The organism is Nocardia arseniciresistens, assembly GCF_046764875.1.
Lineage (GTDB): Bacteria > Actinomycetota > Actinomycetes > Mycobacteriales > Mycobacteriaceae > Nocardia > Nocardia arseniciresistens.
The window spans coordinates 215,761-233,684 of record NZ_JBKORD010000009.1 but is presented as its reverse complement, the minus strand read 5'-3'; the positions used below and the strand labels follow the sequence as shown (position 1 = coordinate 233,684).

The 17,924-nt window shown below is 65.8% G+C and carries 13 protein-coding genes and 3 pseudogenes; 9 read left to right on the top strand and 7 right to left on the bottom strand.

Translation table 11 applies throughout. The features are described 5' to 3' along the window. The first annotated feature begins 31 nt into the window (after nucleotides 1-31). Nucleotides 32-1,585: a succinic semialdehyde dehydrogenase gene (locus ACLMAJ_RS18685; protein WP_412015002.1), complete on the top strand. Its 1,554-nt coding sequence runs from the start codon at nucleotides 32-34 to the stop codon at nucleotides 1,583-1,585. A 102-nt stretch (nucleotides 1,586-1,687) separates the two neighbouring features. Here ACLMAJ_RS18685 and ACLMAJ_RS18680 read toward each other — a convergent pair whose 3' ends face one another. From ACLMAJ_RS18680 to ACLMAJ_RS18665, 4 genes and pseudogenes are all read right to left on the bottom strand, one after another. Continuing rightward, nucleotides 1,688-2,092 carry a DUF779 domain-containing protein gene (locus tag ACLMAJ_RS18680; protein WP_412015001.1) on the bottom strand — a complete coding sequence of 135 codons (405 nt, stop codon included), beginning with the start codon at nucleotides 2,090-2,092 and terminating at the stop codon, nucleotides 1,688-1,690. Next, nucleotides 2,092-2,544 (bottom strand): annotated as a pseudogene (gene adh, locus ACLMAJ_RS18675) (aldehyde dehydrogenase); the annotation flags it as partial. The gene ACLMAJ_RS18680 and the pseudogene adh, both read right to left, overlap by 1 nt. Continuing rightward, nucleotides 2,489-2,800 carry an aldehyde dehydrogenase family protein gene (locus tag ACLMAJ_RS18670; RefSeq protein ID WP_412015000.1) on the bottom strand — a complete coding sequence of 104 codons (312 nt, stop codon included), beginning with the start codon at nucleotides 2,798-2,800 and terminating at the stop codon, nucleotides 2,489-2,491. The pseudogene adh and the gene ACLMAJ_RS18670, both read right to left, overlap by 56 nt. A 90-nt stretch (nucleotides 2,801-2,890) precedes the next feature. Further along, nucleotides 2,891-4,114 carry a transcriptional regulator gene (locus ACLMAJ_RS18665; protein ID WP_412014999.1) on the bottom strand — a complete coding sequence of 408 codons (1,224 nt, stop codon included), beginning with the start codon at nucleotides 4,112-4,114 and terminating at the stop codon, nucleotides 2,891-2,893. Between the two features lie 410 nt (nucleotides 4,115-4,524). On the opposite strand from ACLMAJ_RS18665, the gene hrpB reads away from it, so the two are divergent. Next, nucleotides 4,525-6,966 (top strand): ATP-dependent helicase HrpB, encoded by a 2,442-nt coding sequence (gene hrpB, locus ACLMAJ_RS18660; protein WP_412014998.1) that lies wholly within the window; start codon nucleotides 4,525-4,527, stop codon nucleotides 6,964-6,966. Here the strand turns inward: hrpB and ACLMAJ_RS18655 are convergent. Continuing rightward, entirely contained in the window at nucleotides 6,963-7,946 is a 984-nt protein-coding gene (locus tag ACLMAJ_RS18655; protein WP_412014997.1) for an IS481 family transposase, read from the bottom strand. The two genes, hrpB and ACLMAJ_RS18655, sit on opposite strands and share 4 nt — an antisense overlap. A gap of 479 nt (nucleotides 7,947-8,425) precedes the next feature. Between ACLMAJ_RS18655 and ACLMAJ_RS18650 the strand changes: the two are divergent. The 3 genes and pseudogenes from ACLMAJ_RS18650 to ACLMAJ_RS18640 all read left to right on the top strand — a co-directional run. After that, nucleotides 8,426-8,629: pseudogene (locus ACLMAJ_RS18650) on the top strand (GNAT family N-acetyltransferase); the annotation flags it as partial. Between the two features lie 509 nt (nucleotides 8,630-9,138). Next, nucleotides 9,139-9,657 carry an aminotransferase-like domain-containing protein gene (locus tag ACLMAJ_RS18645; RefSeq protein WP_412015073.1) on the top strand — a complete coding sequence of 173 codons (519 nt, stop codon included), beginning with the start codon at nucleotides 9,139-9,141 and terminating at the stop codon, nucleotides 9,655-9,657. Nucleotides 9,658-9,796: 139 nt separating this feature from the next. Beyond that, nucleotides 9,797-10,885: a serine hydrolase domain-containing protein gene (locus tag ACLMAJ_RS18640; protein WP_412014996.1), complete on the top strand. Its 1,089-nt coding sequence runs from the start codon at nucleotides 9,797-9,799 to the stop codon at nucleotides 10,883-10,885. 13 nt (nucleotides 10,886-10,898) lie between these two features. Here ACLMAJ_RS18640 and ACLMAJ_RS18635 read toward each other — a convergent pair whose 3' ends face one another. Beyond that, the gene (locus ACLMAJ_RS18635; protein ID WP_412014995.1) at nucleotides 10,899-11,924 is read right to left on the bottom strand and encodes an AraC family transcriptional regulator; all 1,026 of its coding nucleotides are present in this window, start codon (nucleotides 11,922-11,924) and stop codon (nucleotides 10,899-10,901) included. A gap of 109 nt (nucleotides 11,925-12,033) precedes the next feature. On the opposite strand from ACLMAJ_RS18635, the gene ACLMAJ_RS18630 reads away from it, so the two are divergent. Both ACLMAJ_RS18630 and ACLMAJ_RS18625 read left to right on the top strand, forming a co-directional pair. Then, a complete protein-coding gene (locus tag ACLMAJ_RS18630; protein ID WP_412014994.1) occupies nucleotides 12,034-13,506 on the top strand; it encodes a flavin-containing monooxygenase in 1,473 nt (490 codons plus the stop codon). Continuing rightward, nucleotides 13,503-14,357 carry an SDR family NAD(P)-dependent oxidoreductase gene (locus tag ACLMAJ_RS18625; protein WP_412014993.1) on the top strand — a complete coding sequence of 285 codons (855 nt, stop codon included), beginning with the start codon at nucleotides 13,503-13,505 and terminating at the stop codon, nucleotides 14,355-14,357. Before ACLMAJ_RS18630 ends, ACLMAJ_RS18625 begins: the two co-directional genes overlap by 4 nt. A 127-nt stretch (nucleotides 14,358-14,484) precedes the next feature. Here the strand turns inward: ACLMAJ_RS18625 and ACLMAJ_RS18620 are convergent, their stop codons facing one another. Beyond that, nucleotides 14,485-14,874, bottom strand: coding sequence for a hypothetical protein (locus ACLMAJ_RS18620; protein ID WP_412014992.1), 390 nt, complete (start codon nucleotides 14,872-14,874; stop codon nucleotides 14,485-14,487). Between the two features lie 249 nt (nucleotides 14,875-15,123). On the opposite strand from ACLMAJ_RS18620, the pseudogene ACLMAJ_RS18615 reads away from it, so the two are divergent. Further along, a pseudogene (locus tag ACLMAJ_RS18615) lies at nucleotides 15,124-17,372 on the top strand (molybdopterin-dependent oxidoreductase). After that, entirely contained in the window at nucleotides 17,369-17,878 is a 510-nt protein-coding gene (locus ACLMAJ_RS18610) for a winged helix-turn-helix transcriptional regulator (RefSeq protein ID WP_412014991.1), read from the top strand. The pseudogene ACLMAJ_RS18615 and the gene ACLMAJ_RS18610 overlap by 4 nt, the downstream one beginning before the upstream one ends. The last annotated feature ends 46 nt before the right edge of the window (nucleotides 17,879-17,924 follow it).

Here is a 17,924-nt window from a genome sequence, read left to right as displayed (position 1 = left end):
ATCCACGGTTACTCACAAGTAGGAGGCGACGATGCCCGCGCCGGAAGCCGAAGTTTTCGCTCGTCTGAGCGCACTGGCGGCGATCGACAACCCCGAGGCCCGCTCGACAAAGACGATCGTCGAGACCTTCACAGGTAAGCCGCTCGGCTCTGTGCCGGTGGGCGCCGCTGAGGACGTGACCGCCGCCTTCAGCAGGGCAAGAGCCGCACAGGCCAGGTGGGCCGAGCGCTCGGCCAAGGAACGTGCCGCCGTGCTCGAGCGGTATCGGGTGCTGGTGGTCGAGCACCGCGAGTTCCTGATGGACGTGATCCAGGCCGAGACAGGCAAGGCGCGCTGGGCCGCCCAGGAAGAGATCATGGGCCTGATGTTCGCCGCGCGATACTTCGCGAAGGCGGCGCCGGGACTACTCGAACCACACTCGGTGCCCGGTGCGTTCCCCGTACTCAACCGGGCGTCGGTGCGCACCCAACCGAAGGGTGTTGTCGGTGTCATCGCGCCGTGGAACTATCCGATGCTGCTGTCGATCGGTGACTCGATCCCCGCGCTGCTCGCAGGCAACGCCGTGGTCGTGAAGCCGGACAGTCAAACGCCGTTCTCCTCTTTGGCGAGTGCGGAGCTGCTGTATCAGGCCGGGCTCCCCCGTGATCTGCTGGCGGTCGTGACCGGGCCCGGCACGGTTGTCGGCACCGCGATCGTCGATGCCTGCGACTATCTGATGTTCACCGGCTCCTCGGCGACCGGCCGTTCGCTGGCCGAACAGTGTGGGCGCAGGCTGATCGGTTTCTCCGCGGAACTGGGCGGCAAGAACCCGATGATCGTCACCAAGGGCGCGAAGCTGGACAAGGTCGCCAAGGCGGCGGTGCGTGCCTGCTTCTCCAACGCCGGACAGCTGTGCATCTCGATCGAGCGGTTGTATGTGGAACGGTCGGTCGCCGCGGAGTTCACCGAGAAGTTCGTCGCCGCGATAGCGGCGACGAAACTCGGGGCCGCCTACGACTATTCGGCCGATATGGGCAGCCTCATCTCCGAAGCACAGCTGGAGACGGTGACCAAGCACGTCGCCGACGCCACGTCCAAGGGCGCCAAGGTGCTCGCCGGGGGCAAGGCCCGTCCAGATCTGGGCCCGCTGTTCTTCGAGCCGACCGTGCTCGCTGAGGTGACCGACGAGATGGAATGCGGCCGCGACGAAACCTTCGGCCCGCTGGTGTCGATCTACCCGGTCGACACGGTGGACGAGGCTATTCGCCTGGCCAACGACACCGAGTACGGCCTCAACGCCAGCGTCTGGGCGGCGAGTGCGAGCGAGGGTGAGAAGATCGCACAGCAGCTGCACGCGGGCACCGTGTGCATCGATGAGGGCTACGCACCGGCATGGGGTTCCACCGCGGCGCCGATGGGCGGCATGGGTATCTCGGGCGTGGGACGCAGGCACGGCCCGGACGGACTGCTGAAGTTCACCGAACCGCAGACGGTGGTTGTCACCAGATTCATGAATCTGGATGCGCCCCCGATGATTTCGCAGGACAAGTGGCAGCGGCTGCTGATGACCCTCGTACGCAGCTTCCGGATCCTGCCCGGTCGCTAGGAACACCGCACCTCGTCGTCCCGGTGTGAAACCGGGACGACGAGGCCGTGCGGTGCCGGCCAAGGGCTGCGGATCCCCGGACCAGCACCCGTCTGTGCGGTGTCAGGTCATCCGGTCTGTTCCGGTGTGTGGTGGTGGCCCGGCGGTGAGCACGGCGGATTCGTCGTCGGTCAGCAGCCGGGATCGGATGATGAAGCGCACACCGTCCGGCGCTTCGAGGGAGAAACCGCTGCCGCGGCCGTTGACCACATCCACGGTGAGATGAGTGTGCTTCCATAACTGGTATTGGTCGCCGCTGATCCAGAATTCGGTGTGCCAGGGCAGTCGGCCGAGTAGGACGTCGGCGGCGCCGATGCGGAAGTCGCGGACCGGGAAGCACATCGGCGAACTGCCGTCGCAGCAACCGCCGGACTGATGAAACAGCACCGGTCCGTTCTGTTCGATCAACCGCCGCAACACGATTCGTGCCGGATCGGTGATGGCAACGCGATGGACCCTGCCGTGCATCAGAAGAATCCGAGTTTGTTCGGCGAGTAGCTGACGAGCAGATTCTTGGTCTGCTGGTAGTGATCGAGCATCATTTTGTGGTTCTCGCGGCCGATGCCGGACTTTTTGTAACCGCCGAATGCGGCGCGTGTTGGGTACGCGTGGAAGCAATTGGTCCATACTCGTCCTGCCTTTATCGCTCGGCCTATCCGGTATGCGGTCGTGACGTTCCTGGTCCATACACCGGCGCCGAGTCCATAGAGAGTGTCGTTGGCGATGCGCACAGCTTCCTCGACAGTGTCGAACCTGGTCACCGCGACCACCGGTCCGAAGATCTCCTCCTGGAAGATCCGCATGGTGTTGGTGCCCTCGAAGATCGTCGGCTGGATGTAATGTCCGCCAGGCAGCCCGTCCACCTTACGTGCTTCCCCTCCGGTGAGCACGCGGGCGCCTTCCTGCTTGCCGATGTCGATGTTCGCGGACCGGTTTGCCGTTGCCCCAGGATTCGGCGACCGCGAGCGGCTCGATGCTGTTCTCGATCCGGTCGGCGATCCGATTGAGAATGTTGGCGCGTTCGGTGACCGACGTTGCGCCCCAGCCCTCGGCGGCATGGTGTGCGGCTTCCAGGGCCATATCGATATCGGCGGCGGTGGAGCGGGCCACTGTACAGAAAATCTCGCCGTCGATGGGGGAGGGGTTGTCGAAGTACCCTGGTTTGGCGTAGATCATGATCGAGCGCACCTCGCGGAATCTTCCTCTGAGGGGCCCACTATGACCCGTGAAGGTTGGTGCGAGGTTGGTGACGATCAATCCCGAAGGCTAACTGCGCGATGCGGTGTAGAGCCGGGCGGCCACCACGGCGCGACGCACGTCGTCGGCGGGCAGCAATCGCAGCGCGTGTTCGTGCACTTCGATGTCGTCGGGAACCCGCTCGCCGAGCGTCACGGCGTGCTCGGCGCGGTCGCTCGCCAGCACTACCGTGCGCACGCCCACGTCGAGATATGCCCGCCACTCCACCACGCCCGGCGTGTCCGAACCAGGCAACAGCGGTCCGCGATACAGCCACAGCGCCGAGGTGGCGTCGCCGGCGGCGATCGCGGCGAACAGGTCTGCCGCGTCGCAGGTTACCGCGCCGGTGAGCATGTAGCGGCGATTGGTGATCTCGCCACCTGTGGTCCTGCGCAGGTGCGAGACATCGGCTTTCAACGTGTTGGTGGAGACCTGGCGGTCGCCGTACACGGCGGCGTGCAGTTGTTCGGGGGTGAAGCCGTCGGGCTCCAGCGCGAGCAGCGCCAGGATTTCGAGCTGGCGCGGCGGCAGTGGCACCGGTCTGCCCTCGCGTAAAAGCCTTGCCGCGCCAAGGCATTCGAGGCGAACACCTCGCGTCGGGTTGGGTGCGGCGGCGCGCAGCATGGTCTCGACCGCGGTGACAAGCGCCCGGACCGAGGTCATGACCGCGGGATGCGAACGGTTCCACGCGCTGGAGAGATCGAGCACGCCGAGCTGTCTGCCGTCGGGGGCGTGGATCGGCGCGGAGTAGCAGACCCAGCCGTGTAGCGCGGCGACCAGATGTTCGGCGGAGAATACGGTGGTCGGGCGATCGTCGTGCAGCGCGAGCGATAAACCGTTGGTACCCATATGGCTTTCGTCCCAGCATCCGCCAGGGGCGAAGTTCACCTGCTCGGCTTGCCGACGGACCGCGCGATCGCCGCACGACCACAGGATGGTGCCCGCTTCATCGCTGACCGCGGCGACGTAGCCCGCCTCCTCGGCGAGGCTGCGCAGTGGGTTCGCGAGTTCGGTTATCGGTGCGCGCAACGCGGACTCCGACCAGCGGTCACCCACATCATCGAGGCTGGGCGCCTCCGTGCAACCCGGGTCGACCGTGTGCAACGAGCGCCGCCAGGACTGCGCGACTTCAGCGCGGAGCGAGCTGGTTTCCGCGGAAATATCAGCCGCTTCCGCGGTCGACGCCGTCGCCCAGCGGTTCCATTCCTTTTCCAGTTCGGCCCGCTGCTGGGTGAGGGTGCGGAACAATGCCACCTCGAAACCCCGTCTTCGTTGTGAGACTCACATTCGCTATCTCATAATGGCGTACGCAAGACGGGTAGGGGAGGGGTTGACGGCAACCGGCCGGTCGCCATGGTTACCGGCCTTCTATCGACGGTGTGTCGGCGCGAGTTGGTCGAATATCGGTAGGTGGACAGCGAATCCGCTGGATCGTGGCCGTGCCGGGCACCGACTACGCGCACCGGTTCTACCGGCTCAGGGTCGTGGGTGGAACATATCTGCATATGTAGACATGCGCATTAAAATATATCTTCCGATCTATCTGTTAACCAGAGCCTTCAATGCTGAACGCTCGAGCAAAAGCAACATGGAAGGCGGTGGGGAACGCGTGGTGCGGTGGGTAGGCGTCGTCGACTGGAGGCGAGACCGCAGACTGGTTGGTAATGAAACTGCCTGAGCTTCCTGATCTGCCGGTCCGTGGCGTACTCGATCGTATTGTCGAGACGCTGGCCGAGCGTGAGACTGCGGTGCTGGTCGCGCCGCCGGGGACCGGGAAGACGACCTTGGTGCCGTTGGCGTTGGCGGCGGGGACTGCGGGGCGGGTGCTGGTGGCCGAGCCTCGGCGGTTGGCGGCTCGGGCCGCGGCTGGGCGGATGGCCGCTTTGCTGGGGGAGTCGGTGGGGGAGACCGTCGGGTACTCGGTCCGAGGGGAGCGGCGAGTGGGGCGGGCGACTCGGGTCGAGGTCGTCACGTCGGGGTTGTTGGTGCGACGGTTGCAGGGCGATCCCGAGTTGGCGGGGGTTGATGTTGTTGTGCTCGATGAGTGTCATGAGCGGCATCTCGACGCGGATCTGTTGTTGGCGTTGCTGCTCGACGCTCGAGCTGGGTTGCGGCCGGATCTTCGGGTGCTCGCCACGTCGGCGACTGTTGCGGCGGAACGGCTTTCGGTGCTGTTGGGTGGGGATCGTGCGGCGCCGGTAGTGCAGGTCCAGGGGCGGACCCATCCGGTGGAGATGACGTATGTTCCGTCGTTGCCGCGGGAGCGGGTCGAAGCGCAGGTGGCGCGCGCCACCAGGGCGGCGCTGGCCGGAACCGACGGCGACGTGTTGGTCTTCCTGCCGGGAGCAGCCGAAATTCGCAGGACGACAGCACTTCTGGCCGACGTAGACGGTGTGGATATCGTTCCGTTGCACGGAAGACTTTCCGCTGCGGGGCAGGACACGGCGTTGCGGCCAGGGGCACGGCGGCGAGTGGTGTTGTCCACGGCGGTAGCGGAGTCCAGTTTGACGGTGCCCGGCGTGCGGGCGGTGGTCGATTCAGGACTGGCTCGGGTGCCACGCATCGATAGGGGGCGGGGGCTGTCCGGGCTTGCGACAGTTCGAGTTTCGGCGGCGGTGGCCGACCAGCGGGCCGGGCGGGCGGGGCGTGAGGCCGCGGGGTGGGTGTGGCGATGCTGGCCGGAATATGAGCACGGCACGTTGCCCGCCTATCCGGAGCCGGAGATCCGGACGGCGGATCTGACGCGGTTGGCGTTGGAACTGGCGTGTTGGGGCACGGCCGACGGTCATGGCCTCGCCTGGTGGGATGCTCCGCCGCCCGGCGGGTTGGCCGCTGGGCGGGATGTCTTGCGCGCGTTGGGGGCCGTGAACGGAGACGGTGATGTCACCGAACGTGGGCGGCGAATCGCCAGGATCGGGCTGCATCCTCGGTTGGCGCGGGCGTTGCTCGACGGGGCGGCCGAGGTCGGTGCCCGGGCGGCCGCGGAAGTTGTCACCGTCCTGGACGACGACACTCTCATATCCGGGGTCGATCTCACGGCCGGTCTGCGTGTGCTGCGGCGCGAGCGGCCGGCGCGCTGGCGGCGGGAGGTCGAGCGACTGGCACGATTGGTCGAGACGTCGGACGGGGTGGACGATCCGGCTTTCGTTGTCGCACTGGCTCATCCGGAGCGGCTGGCGCGACGGCGCGGCCCGGGGTCGGCGAGCTATCTGATGGTCGGCGGCACTGCCGTGACGCTGCCGCCCGGCTCCGGAATAGGGGATGCGGAGTGGCTGGCGGTCGGCGTAGCGACGCGCGATCCGGGTCGTTCCGACGGGTGGATACGGTTGGCTGCGGTCGCCGATGAACAACTGGCCCGCCGTGCCGCATCGAGTCTGCTGACGACCGTCGACGAGGTGGATTGGATCGATGAAGATGTGGTAGCCAGGCGGGTCGAACGACTGGGCGTGATCATGTTGTCGGAGAAGCCGATTCGTGACCCCGATCGCGAATCGCTCGGTGCCGCGGTGCGTCGTGGACTGACCTCGATCGGTCTCGTCGTGCTGCGCTGGGATTCCGATGCGATCGCCTTACGTCAGCGTCTGGGCTTCCTGCACCGCACCCTCGGCGCCCCCTGGCCGCCGGTCGATGACGAGTCGCTACTCGCCGCCGCGGACATCTGGCTCGGCCCCGAACTCGCCGCCGCCCGCCGCCGCGTCGACCTCGAACGCATAGACGCCGGGCAGGCACTGCGCCGCTTGCTGCCTTGGCCGGACGCCGCCCGTATGGACGAACTGGCACCGGAACGCTTGGAGGTCCCCTCCGGCAGCCGCCCCCGCCTCGACTACTCGACCGACCCACCGGTGCTGGCGGTCAAAGTGCAGGAAGTTTTCGGTTGGACAGACGCACCACGCCTCGCGCAAGGCCGCGTCCCGATCGTGCTGCACCTGCTCTCGCCCGCCCGACGCCCGGTCGCAGTCACCGCTGATCTGGCATCGTTCTGGCGCACCGGCTGGCCTCGAGTTCGCGCCGACCTCCGCGGCCGTTACCCCAAACACGCCTGGCCGGAAGACCCTGCCACCGTGCCCGCCCACCGCGGCACAGCCCGAAACGCGGGCCGCGGCTAGCTGTACTGACCTGAGAGGTTGGAGACACGGCTAGCTGGTGGATGGCCTGCGAGTGCGGTGTGGCCGCGGTGGTGATTGTAGGTATGCAGCCAGCCGATGAAGGCTTCACATCGTTCGGTGTCGCTGCGGTAGGCCCGCGCGTAAGCCCATTCATCGGCGAGAGTGCGGTGGAAGCGTTCGACCTTGCCATTGGTTTGCGGCCGGTAAGGGCGGGTGCGTTTATGCACCACATCACCGAGAGCTTCAGCGAAAGCGTGGGATCGGTAGCAGGAACCGTTGTCGGTCAATACTTTTCGGGTATTGATTCCGTGGCTGGCGAACCAGGTATTCGCGCGTTTCCAGAACGCGGCGGCGGTTTCTTTGCGTTCGTCATCCAGTAGTTCGGTGTAGGCCAGTCGTGAGTGATCATCCAGGGCGGTGTGGAGGTAGTGGTAGCCGAGCACTGTGTGACCGCTGGCGGAGCGGATCGTGGTGTGGGCTTGGGAGTTCCGTTTACCCGCTGCTCTGCCCCTGACGCGCCAACCGCCGCCGTCGGGGATCTTGCCGAGCTTCTTGACATCGATATGGATCAGATCACCCGGGGCATCGTGTTGGTAGCGGCGGATCGGGGCGCTGGTGGCGCGGTCGAGCCAGCGCAGCCGCGCGAGCCGGTAGCGGGTCAGGACCTGGTGCACCGTTGAGGGATGCAACCCGAGCAGGTAGCCGATACGGGCGGGTCCCCACCTGCGCAGCACACGAACTTTGATGATGCGTCGTTCGGTGCGGGTCGGTGTGCGGGTCGGGCTGTGACGCGGGCGCGAAGATCGGTCGGCCATACCGGCCGCTCCGAGTAAGCGATAGCGGCCTGCCCAGCGACCGGCGGTGGTTGTTGAGACCTGGAACCGTTCGGCCGCTCGCCGCAGTGGCCAACCGTCATCGATGACGCAACGTGCCAGACGAAGCCGACCCAGTTCTGAGAGTGGCGCATTACGGTGTGACACGAAGACCTCCGGTAGGTGGGTGCGTTCCTTAGACAGCTCGCACTTCACTCGGAGGTCTTCGCTATGTCAGCTCGCCACGCCGTTACCAACGTCCGTGGTCAGTACAACTAGCCGAGACCACACTGCCACCTCGTTGTGGCTGTGGGGGATTGGTGCGCACAACCCTCCGGTCCAGCAGTCGCGCCGACTGCGATAGCGACGGGGTTGCTTCCCACGGTTGGACAGGACGGTCGGTTCTGATCCGCCAGAATTCAGCGTGTGGGTGCGTATGTGAGTCGCGACAAACGCGCGGCGGGTTCGGCGCGATGACGGCGCCGCCGATTTGCTTGCCCGACGGTTTGATACTGCGATCGGCGAGCGCGGCAGATCGAGCGGGGTTCACGTCCCTGCAGGCCGCTGCGCATGCTGGGGTGGATGCGAAACCGAGTGCGGCCGTGGGCGTCTGAAGTGCTGAGCTATTCGATCGCGCGCATCCGACGATGGAGTTGGCGGATATCACCGTGGTGGCGGATCCGGGCACCGGTGCGCTGGTCTCTGGCTTGACCCTGGTGCCGCAAACCTGGTCGTACGCCGGGATACCTTTCGGTGTGGGTCGACTCGAGCTGGTGGCTACCCACGCCGAGTATCGTCGTCGGGGGCTGATCGGCCGCCAGTTCGAGGTACTGCACGAGCGCAGTGCGTCCCGAGGCCATCTGATGCAGGTCGTCACCGACCTGATGTACTTCCATCAGGAATACGGCTATCACTCGGTGCTCACTCAACGAGCGGGCCGTGGTGGCCGTAAACGAGACCTGCCGCCGGTGCCCCCGGAGGGGGAGCTCGTCGGACTGCGCACCGCTACTACGGCAGATGTGCACTTTCTGCGGGATATCGACCGCGGTGCTGGGTCGCGGGCATTATTGAGGTGTGAGCGCGACCGATCTCTGTGGGTATACGAGCTGACCGGCCGTGGCCGCGAGAACAGGGTGACCGGCCTGTTGGATATGCGGTATCGGGCTATGGCGGAATTCCTAGTTTTCCTGTTCCCAGCTGGCTGCCTGGGCAGCCGTGTCCGGAACAGATCACCTCGATTTCCGGATTGGAATTATCACCAGAAGTTTCCTGGTCCGAAATTGTGCCGAGCGTATTGCGGCAGATCACTGGCGATTCGGGCTATATGCTCTGGCTCGGGACCGCGCACCCATCCTATCGCTTGCTTGGTGATTTGCTGGTCCGGCGACCGCCGAATATCGGTTGGTTCATTCGGATTCCGGATATTGCCGCATTTCTTCGCCGACTCGACACACTCGTCAACCAGTGGCAGTTCCAGCGGAGTTTCGCCAGCGCTATCCCGCTGCAAGCGGCGATGGCCAGCTGGCTGGCCGACCCGGCCGCCGAGCGCTATCTCGTCGAACAGGGGCGGGAGTACACCGAAAAGCGTGCCGCTGTGCAAGAGGCATTACTCGAGGATCTCGGTTATCCGGCGGGTCTGGCGCAGGTAGGGGAATTCGCGCCCTTTGCGCGCATACCGCTACCTCGAGCACCGCAGAACCGTGCGGTGGGGCAGTTCCGCCGTGACTGCCTGCGGCATGCGGGCGTACTCGTCGGTGTCGATCGGTGGACTGCGGACGCCGACGATGGGACACCGTGTTATCGGCTGTATTTGGGGCCGCCGCTGCCGACAATTCTGGAGGCGCTCACCCGGATGAGTAAGGCTGGCTATGGGTACTGATTCGCCGCGGCCGAGAGCCATCTCCGGAATTGTTCCAGGTGTTCAGCCGGATCTCCGCCGCCGAGCAGGCACCGAGGCGATGCTGGTTACCGATGGAGCAGGGATCCCGCTCGCCATCGGAGAAGTGACGAGGACAGCGATGAGTGAGATACAGCAACAGATTCAGCGTCATATCGATTCGCTGGTCGGTACCGGCGCGGAGGCCGGTGTGCAGGTCGCTGTCTTTCAGGATGGCGCGCTGATCGTCGACGCGGTGGCCGGCACAGCCGATTCCGCCACCGGGCGACCACTCACCTCCGGCACGCCGATCTTCAGTTTCTCCACCGGCAAGAACGTGGCGGCCACGCTCACGCATATGCTCGTCGCGCGTGGCTTCCTCGATTACGGCAGGCCGGTCACCGACCTCTGGCCCGAGTTCGGCGTGCACGGAAAGGCCACGGCGACACTGCGGCACGTGCTGACCCACACGGTCGGTCTTCCGGCCATGCCGCGCGAGATCACCCCGGGTGAGCTTTCCGACTGGTCCAAAGTATGTGAGTCGCTGGCCGCCGCCGAGCCGTGCTGGCGGCCGGGCGCCGCCACGGGCTATCACTCCTACACCTTTGGCTATCTCGTCGGCGAGCTCGCTCGACGTGCGACCGGGTGGCCTATGTGCGAGCTGCTGCGTGAGTGGATCACTACGCCGCTCGGACTCGAGGGGCAGCTCTACTTCGCAGCACCAAAGGAGTCGCTGCCGGGCTTGGCGCGCCTGGAGCAGCAGGCGTGGAATTGGCCTGCCGACCCGGACGATGGTGATGCGATCCTCGCGCCGTGGGAAAGCCGGCCGAGTGCCGATTGCGGCAATAACGGCGAGATCCTGCGCGCCGATATTCCGTCGGTGTGTATCGCCACTGCGCATGGCCTTGCCGCGATGTACAACGCCATGTTGCAGGGCAAGCTCGTGGACTCCGTGCGGTTGGCGGAACTGTCCGCGCTCGCGTTCGAGGGTGTGGATCAGGTTTTCGGTAATCCGGCGCGGATGGCGCTCGGCTTCCCGATCGGCAGGATAGGCGCCCCTGCCGAGGAGAACTCCGTGGCATTCGGATGGCCGGGCGGGGGCGGAAGTTACGCCTACGCGGACCCCGCGCGGGGGGTCGCCTTCGCGCTGACGAAAACCCGGCTCGTGCCGAACTTCGACACCGCGCTGTCGGTCACCACGATCCTGGCCGACTATCTCGCCGGGACCTAGATCGGCTCGAACGCTATCGCCGAACCGGCGCTGCGCGAGCCAGGTCGCTGTGCCGGGGCGTGCGGCCGGTCCAGCGTCGGTAGGCGCGGCTGAAGGAGGCGGCGTCGTGGTAGCCGAGTCGGCCCGCGATGTCGCCGAGGGTGATGCCGTCGATGGTGAGCAGTTCCTCTGCGAGGGTGGCGCGGATTTCGTCGATGAGTTCACGGAAGGTTGTTCCTTCGCTCACGAGGCGGCGGCGCAGCGTGCGTTCGTCGACGTGTAGGTGGGTAGCGACGGATTCGATGGTGGGGGAGGTGTCGAGTTCGGCCAGGATGAGGGAACGCACGCGGCCCGAGGTGCCGCGGCGTTGGCGGCGCAATGCCAGTAGCTGTGTGCACTGTTGTTCGAGGGCGCTGGCGACTACCGGATCTGATTGCGGCAGTGGGGCATCGAGGATCGCGGTATCGACCACGATGGCGTGCCGTCGGGCGCCGGTGGTGAGCGGGACCGCGCCGAGTCGCTGCCGCAGGGCGGACGCGCGACGGCCGGTGAAGGAGGTTTCGATCTTGACTCCGTGGCGCGCGCCGACCACGACCGGCATCAGGGTGGCGATCTTGGCGAGTTCCCGTTCGACGAAGAATGCCCGGACGTCTTCGGGGATCTCGGCATCATCGAAAATGACCGTGATTCGGTCGGTGCCCGGCTCGATAACGGGTTTGATGAATGCGAAGGATAATTCGGCGTAGCGGACGCCGAGCGCGATCATGTCGCGTACAGTCCGGCTGGACAAGATCGCGTAACCCCAGATGCCGAGCGCGCCGTAGGTGTAGCGGTGGCCCGCGTCGGCTCCGAGCCCGGGGAGGTCGCCGAGGCGATGGAGGATATTGCGGGCGATTGTCAGCTCTTGCCCGGCTTCGACCTGGGTGTCCGGGTCGTTCAGCTCCCCGCGCGACAGCCCCGAGCCGATGAGGCATTCGGAGGTCGTCAGCCCACGGTCGACGCCCAGTTCGACCAGGATTCGCGCCGCGCCGGTGCCTCGGGGGTGGTCCCACGCTGGCATGTGGTGACTCCTCGATCCATTGACGCGCGACATGATCATGTCCGCGAATGTCAACGATACGCCCTGGTGTGACAACGACAGCGCCACGCTGGTTCCCTACCTTTGGGGCATGAAGTCTTCGACACCCAGGACCGCCATCATCGGCGCTGGATTCGGTGGTCTGGCCGCGGCGATGGAGCTCGATCGGAACGGACTCGGCGACTACACCGTGTTCGAACGCGGCGATTCGGTCGGCGGCGTATGGCGCGCCAATTCCTATCCCGGTGCGGCGTGTGATGTTCCCTCGCCCATCTACTCCTTCTCATTCGAGCTGGAGTCCCGGTGGTCGCGCCGGTTCGGGTCGCAGCCCGAAATCCACGACTATCTGGTCCGCACCGCGGACAAGTACGGTGTGACACCGAAGGTGCGTTTCGGCACCGAGGTGATGGCTGCATCGTTCGACGAGGCCACGGGGGAGTGGCTGATCGAGTTGGCCGGCGGTGAGACGCAGCGGTTCGACGCCATAATCTGCGCGACGGGTCAGCTTTCACGGCCCAAGATCCCCGATGTCGAAGGCCGCGAACAGTTCTCGGGCGCCCAGTTCCACTCGGCGGAGTGGGATCACGATGTCGATCTGACCGGTAAGAAGGTCGCCGTCGTCGGTAGTGGCGCCAGTGCGGTGCAGATCGTGCCCGCAATCGCCGACCAGGTCGCGCAACTGCATGTGGTGCAGCGTTCAGCGTATTGGGTCGGCAACAAGTGGGACCACCGGACCAGCTCGTTGCTGCGGGACCTGCTCGGTACCATCCCCGGCCTGGCTCGGTTGCAGCACAACGTCGAGTGGATCTGGTACGAGTCGCGCGCGCCACTGATCTCACGCAAGGCGGAGCTGGCACAGATCGGATTCGAAAAGTGGTTGCGGTTCAAGATCTTTCGTGAGATCCGTGATCCACGGCTGCGCGCGAAAGTGCTGCCGAAGTACCGCTTCGGGTGCAACCGGGTTCTGTTGTCCAATAGGTGGTACCCCACGCTCGATCGTGACGACGTATCGCTGCATGCCGAGGGGGTCGGGCGGGTCACCGAGACCGGCCTGATCCTGTCGGACGGTTCGCGGGTCGATGTCGATGCCATCGTGTGGTGCACCGGATTCACCCCCAGTGAGTACCTGGCGCCGATCGACATCACCGGGCGTGACGGTCGCAAGCTACACACCGAGTGGAAGGACGGTCCCGAGGCATACCTGGGCATTTCGGTGTCGGGCTATCCGAACCTGTTCATGATGTACGGCCCGAACACCGGATCGCTGACCAACACGATCATCTACCTATTGGAGAAGCAGGCCAGGTATACGCGGCTCGCGCTCGAGCGAATCGCCGCGCAGGGCGGGTGGCTCGACATCCGCCGAAGCGCGCAGGACACCTTCAATGAAGACCTCCAGGACACGCTCGCCGGGACGGTCTTCACTACCGGCTGCCCGGGGTGGTATCACACCGAAGACGGCAAGGTCACCGCCGTCTGGTCCGGCTCGCATCTGTCTTACGCCCGCGCGACCAACGACGTGGACTTCGAGAACTACGAGCACGGCAAGGCGGCCAACCGGTGACCACGCAGCGAAAAACCCTCTCCGGCAAGCGGATCGTCATCACCGGGGCTGCGCGCGGTATCGGTTTCGCCACCGCGCGGGGCGCGATCGGACGGGGTGCGGTGGTCGCGCTGCTGGATCGGGACGAGCTCGCGGTGCGGGAGGCCGCCGAGCGGCTGGGTCCGTCGGCGACCGCGTTCGTCGCCGATGTCACCGATCCAGACCAGCTCGCCGCCGCCGTCGATGCGGCGGCGGAAGCACTCGGCGGACTCGATGTCGTGTTCGCCAATGCCGGTGTGGCACCGAAGATGGTCACCGTCGCCGGTACCAGCACCGCGGAGTTCGACCGCGTTATCGGGATCAACCTGCGCGGTGCGTGGAACACCGTGCAAGCCGGTCTGCCGCACCTGCGAGCGACGAGAGGTCAGTTCGTGGTCGTCGCGTCGGTGTACTCGTTTCTTAACGGGATGTTCTGCGCACCGTATGCGGTGAGCAAAGCGGGTGTAGAAGCGCTCGGCCGGACCCTGCACGTCGAACTCGCGGGTGATGGAATCGCCGTCACTACAGCACATTTCGGGTTCGTCGACACCGACCTTATTCGCGGCAGCCTGGATGGCGACCCACTGACCGAACAGTTGGAGGCATTGCTGCCCGGCGCCCTGACGAAGCGGATCACCGCCGATCGAGCCGCCGCGCACCTGCTACGCGGAATCGAACGCCGCAAATCGTGGATCGTCGCGCCCGCGGCGTGGTGGCCGCTGGATCGGCTGCGCGGGCTGTCGGGGCCGCTCGGTGACCTCGCACTGGCCAACTGGCCGAAGCTTCGGAAATTGGTCGCCGAGGCGCGCCGCAGGGAGGAGGCCGGGTCATGAAATTCGGCGCGCCGGCTCGCCTCGCTACCGTGGCCGAAAAGCTTGAAGCCGCGGTGCGGCTGCATCAACGCGGTGTGGTCGATCTGCTGCCGCCCGGGCGCGGCGGTGCGGGTTGTCCGCGTGGGCTTCAGGACTGGTCGAGCAACCGAGCGCGGGCGGCGGCGAACCATGCCTGGGTAGCGGGCAGTCCGGCCTTGATGTCCTTGCCGGCACCGTGGAACCCGAACAGCTCTCCGGCGAAGCGGCTGAGCACCGTGCCCTCGGTCTCGTCGAGTTCGGCGAGCAACGCGGTGTCACCGAGCAAGTAGGCGACGCCGGCCACCTCCCCATTGGACCACGCATCGCGGTAGTCGTCCCAGCCGTTCTGCTGCACCGTGCGGGTCCGTCCGACCAGGCTCGTTTGCAGGGCGTCGCGTTCGGCGTCGCTCGGCTGCGCTGCTCGGCGGGCCTTCCAGCTGATCGGCTGCTCGTCTGTCGCTTCCGGCTCCGTGCTGTTGCCGGGGTTGGTCTCGTTCATCAGTCATCCTTCCCGTCGTGTCCGATATGGCCTACATGGCTGGTGGAACTGACCGACGCCCAGTGGGTGTGTGCCGTAGGCGCAGGCTACCCGGCCCTCGATGACGAGCGGATACGCGAATTGCCGCGTGGCTCGTCGTGGATACCGCACGGCCAACGGCCGAGTTCCGGATGGTTCACCAACATGGAAGGCGTCCCGGATTTCACGGAGTCAGTAGCGCTAGTGAACTAACTCATCTACGCTGTTCGGATGACGGAGTGGCGGCCTACGGCGTGCATCCTGTGTGAGTGCAACTGCGGCATACAGGTGCTGCTCGGGGATGACGGGCGGTCTTTCGAGAAGATTCGGGGGACAAGCTGCATCCCGCGTCGGCGGGGTACACCTGCAACAAGGCGCTGCGGCTCGACCATTATCAGAACGGGCGCACGGGGCGGGTGACCGCGCCGTTGCGGCGGCGCGCGGATGGCGATTTCGAGGAGATCGATTGGGAGACAGCGATCTCCGAGATCGCCGCGCGGATGCGGGAGATCGGGCATCGGTACGGGGGTGAGTCGATCTTCTACTACGGTGGCGGCGGGCAGGGCAATCACCTGGGTGGGGCATATGCCCCGGCGACCATGGCAGCGTTCGGGATGCGATACCGGTCCAGTGCGCTGGCGCAGGAGAAGACGGGCGACTTCTGGGTGGGTGCGCGGCTGTTCGGGCATCCGCTGCGCGCCGATGTCGAGCATGCCGAAGTGGCGTTCTTCGTCGGGAAGAATCCTTATCAATCGCACGGGTTTCCACGCGCACGGACGGTGTTGAAAGAGATCGCCCGCGATCCCGGTCGGTCGATGATCGTGCTGGACCCGGTGCGTACCGAAACGGCGGAACTCGCGGACTTCCATCTGCAATTGCGGCCCGGGACCGACGTGTACCTATTGTCGGCGATGTCGGCGATTCTGGTGCGCGACAACCTGATCGACGAGAACTGGCTGGCCGAACACGCCGAGGGCGTCGAAGAGGTGCTCGCGGTATTGCGGGCGGTGCCGATCGAAAAGTACTGCGCCATAGCCGATGTCGATCTGGAACTGGTGACAGCGGCGACCCGGCGGCTGGCGGGCGCGGCGTCGGTGGCGGCGCTCGAGGATCTCGGTGTGCAGATGAATCGGTATTCCACGGTGGTCAGCTATGTCGAGAAATTGGTGTGGTTACTGACCGGAAATCTCGGCAAGCCCGGTACCCACTACGCGTTCACCGGTTTGTCGGCGCTCGGCCACGATCGGGGGCATCCGGCGGGGGAGGGGCCGAAGAGCCCGGTGGCCGGTGCGCCGATCATCAGCGGTTTGGTGCCATGCAATGTGATCACCGAGGAGATCCTCACCGATCACCCGGCCCGCTATCGGGCGATGTTCATCGAGAGCAGCAATCCCGCACACTCACTGGCGGATTCAGCGCGCATGCGGGAGGCGCTGGAATCCCTGGAACTGGTGGTGGTCGTCGATGTCGCGATGACCGAAACCGCGCGGCTGGCCGATTACGTGCTGCCCGTGCCGACCCAGTTCGAGAAGTACGAGGCCACATTCTTCAATTTCGATTTTCCCCGCAACATCTTCCACCTCCGGCATCCCGTACTGTCCGCGCCCGCGGGCGTACTGCCCGAACCGGAAATCCACGCCCGGCTAGTGGAGGCCGCGGGCGTGCTCACCGAGGACGACTACGCACCACTGCGGGCCGCGCTCGCACAGGGACGGGAGGCATTCGCCATGGCCTTCCTCGGAATTCTCGCCGATCCCAGCAAGTCGAAACTTGTTCCCGTGCTGCTGTATCGCACACTGGGTGAGACCCTTCCCGGTGGTGCCGCAGCGGCGGCCCTGCTGTGGGCGGCGGCCTACAACTGCGTTCGCAAATTCCCGCAGAGTGTCGAACGCGCCGGATACGGAACCGGATTGGCGGCCGGAGAGCGACTGTTCGATGCCATTCTGACCGGCGCGCACGGCATCGTCATTACCGATGACGACTACGAGGTGACGTGGAGTAGATTGCGTGACAACAAGGTTCGGCTCCATCTCGCCGATCTACTGGAGGTGGTGGCGACCTTGCCCGAACCGAACGGTGACCTCGGTGACTGGCCGTTCGTGCTCTCGGCGGGTGAGCGCCGCGCGTTCACCGCGAACACCATTGTCCGCGATCCGAGCTGGCGTAAGCGCGATGGTGGCGGCGCGCTGCGGATGAGCGCCACCGACGCCGACCGCCTGGGTTTGAGCGCAGGCGACCTGGTCCGCATAACCACCCGGCGCGGCAGTACCGAAGTTCCGGTCGAACCCACCGACCGCATGCGCCCCGGCCACCTGTCGCTCCCGAACGGTTTCGGGCTCTCGGTGACCGACCCCGACGGCACCACCATCACCACCGGCGTAGCCCCCAACGAGCTGACCGAATTCGACTCCCGCGACGAATGGGTCGGCACCCCGTGGCACAAATACGTGCCCGCCCGTCTGGATACCGTAGGCGCATGAAACGCACGACCTTCGCTGACTGGCCGTGCACCGTGGCCCGCACCGTCGATCTGATCGGCGACTGGTGGACGCCACTGGTGCTGCGTGAAGCATTTTACGGCGCAAGGCGTTTCGAGGAGTTCGAACGCGTCCTCGGCCTCAGTCGCAACGTCCTCACTCAGCGCCTGACTCGCCTCACCGAAGAGGGCCTCTTGGAACGCGTCCGCTACCAGGACCGCCCACCCCGCCACGAATACCACCTCACCGACAAAGGCCGCGACTTCTTCCCCGTCATAGCCGCCATGATGCGCTGGGGCGACCGCTGGCTGGCTCCCGACGGCCCCCCGATCGTCCTGCACCATAAGACCTGCGCCCACGACACCCACGCCGAAGTAGTCTGCGCCCATTGCCGCGAACCCCTCCGCCACCCCGACATCTCGGCAAGCCTCGGCCCCGGCTTCCCCGCCCGCCACCGCGAGAGCGCCCTCGCCACCGGCAGATTCGACGATCCCCAGCGCACATCCTGACCGCTACCCTCCCCATCCAGTGCCGCGACCGCACAGAACTTGGTTC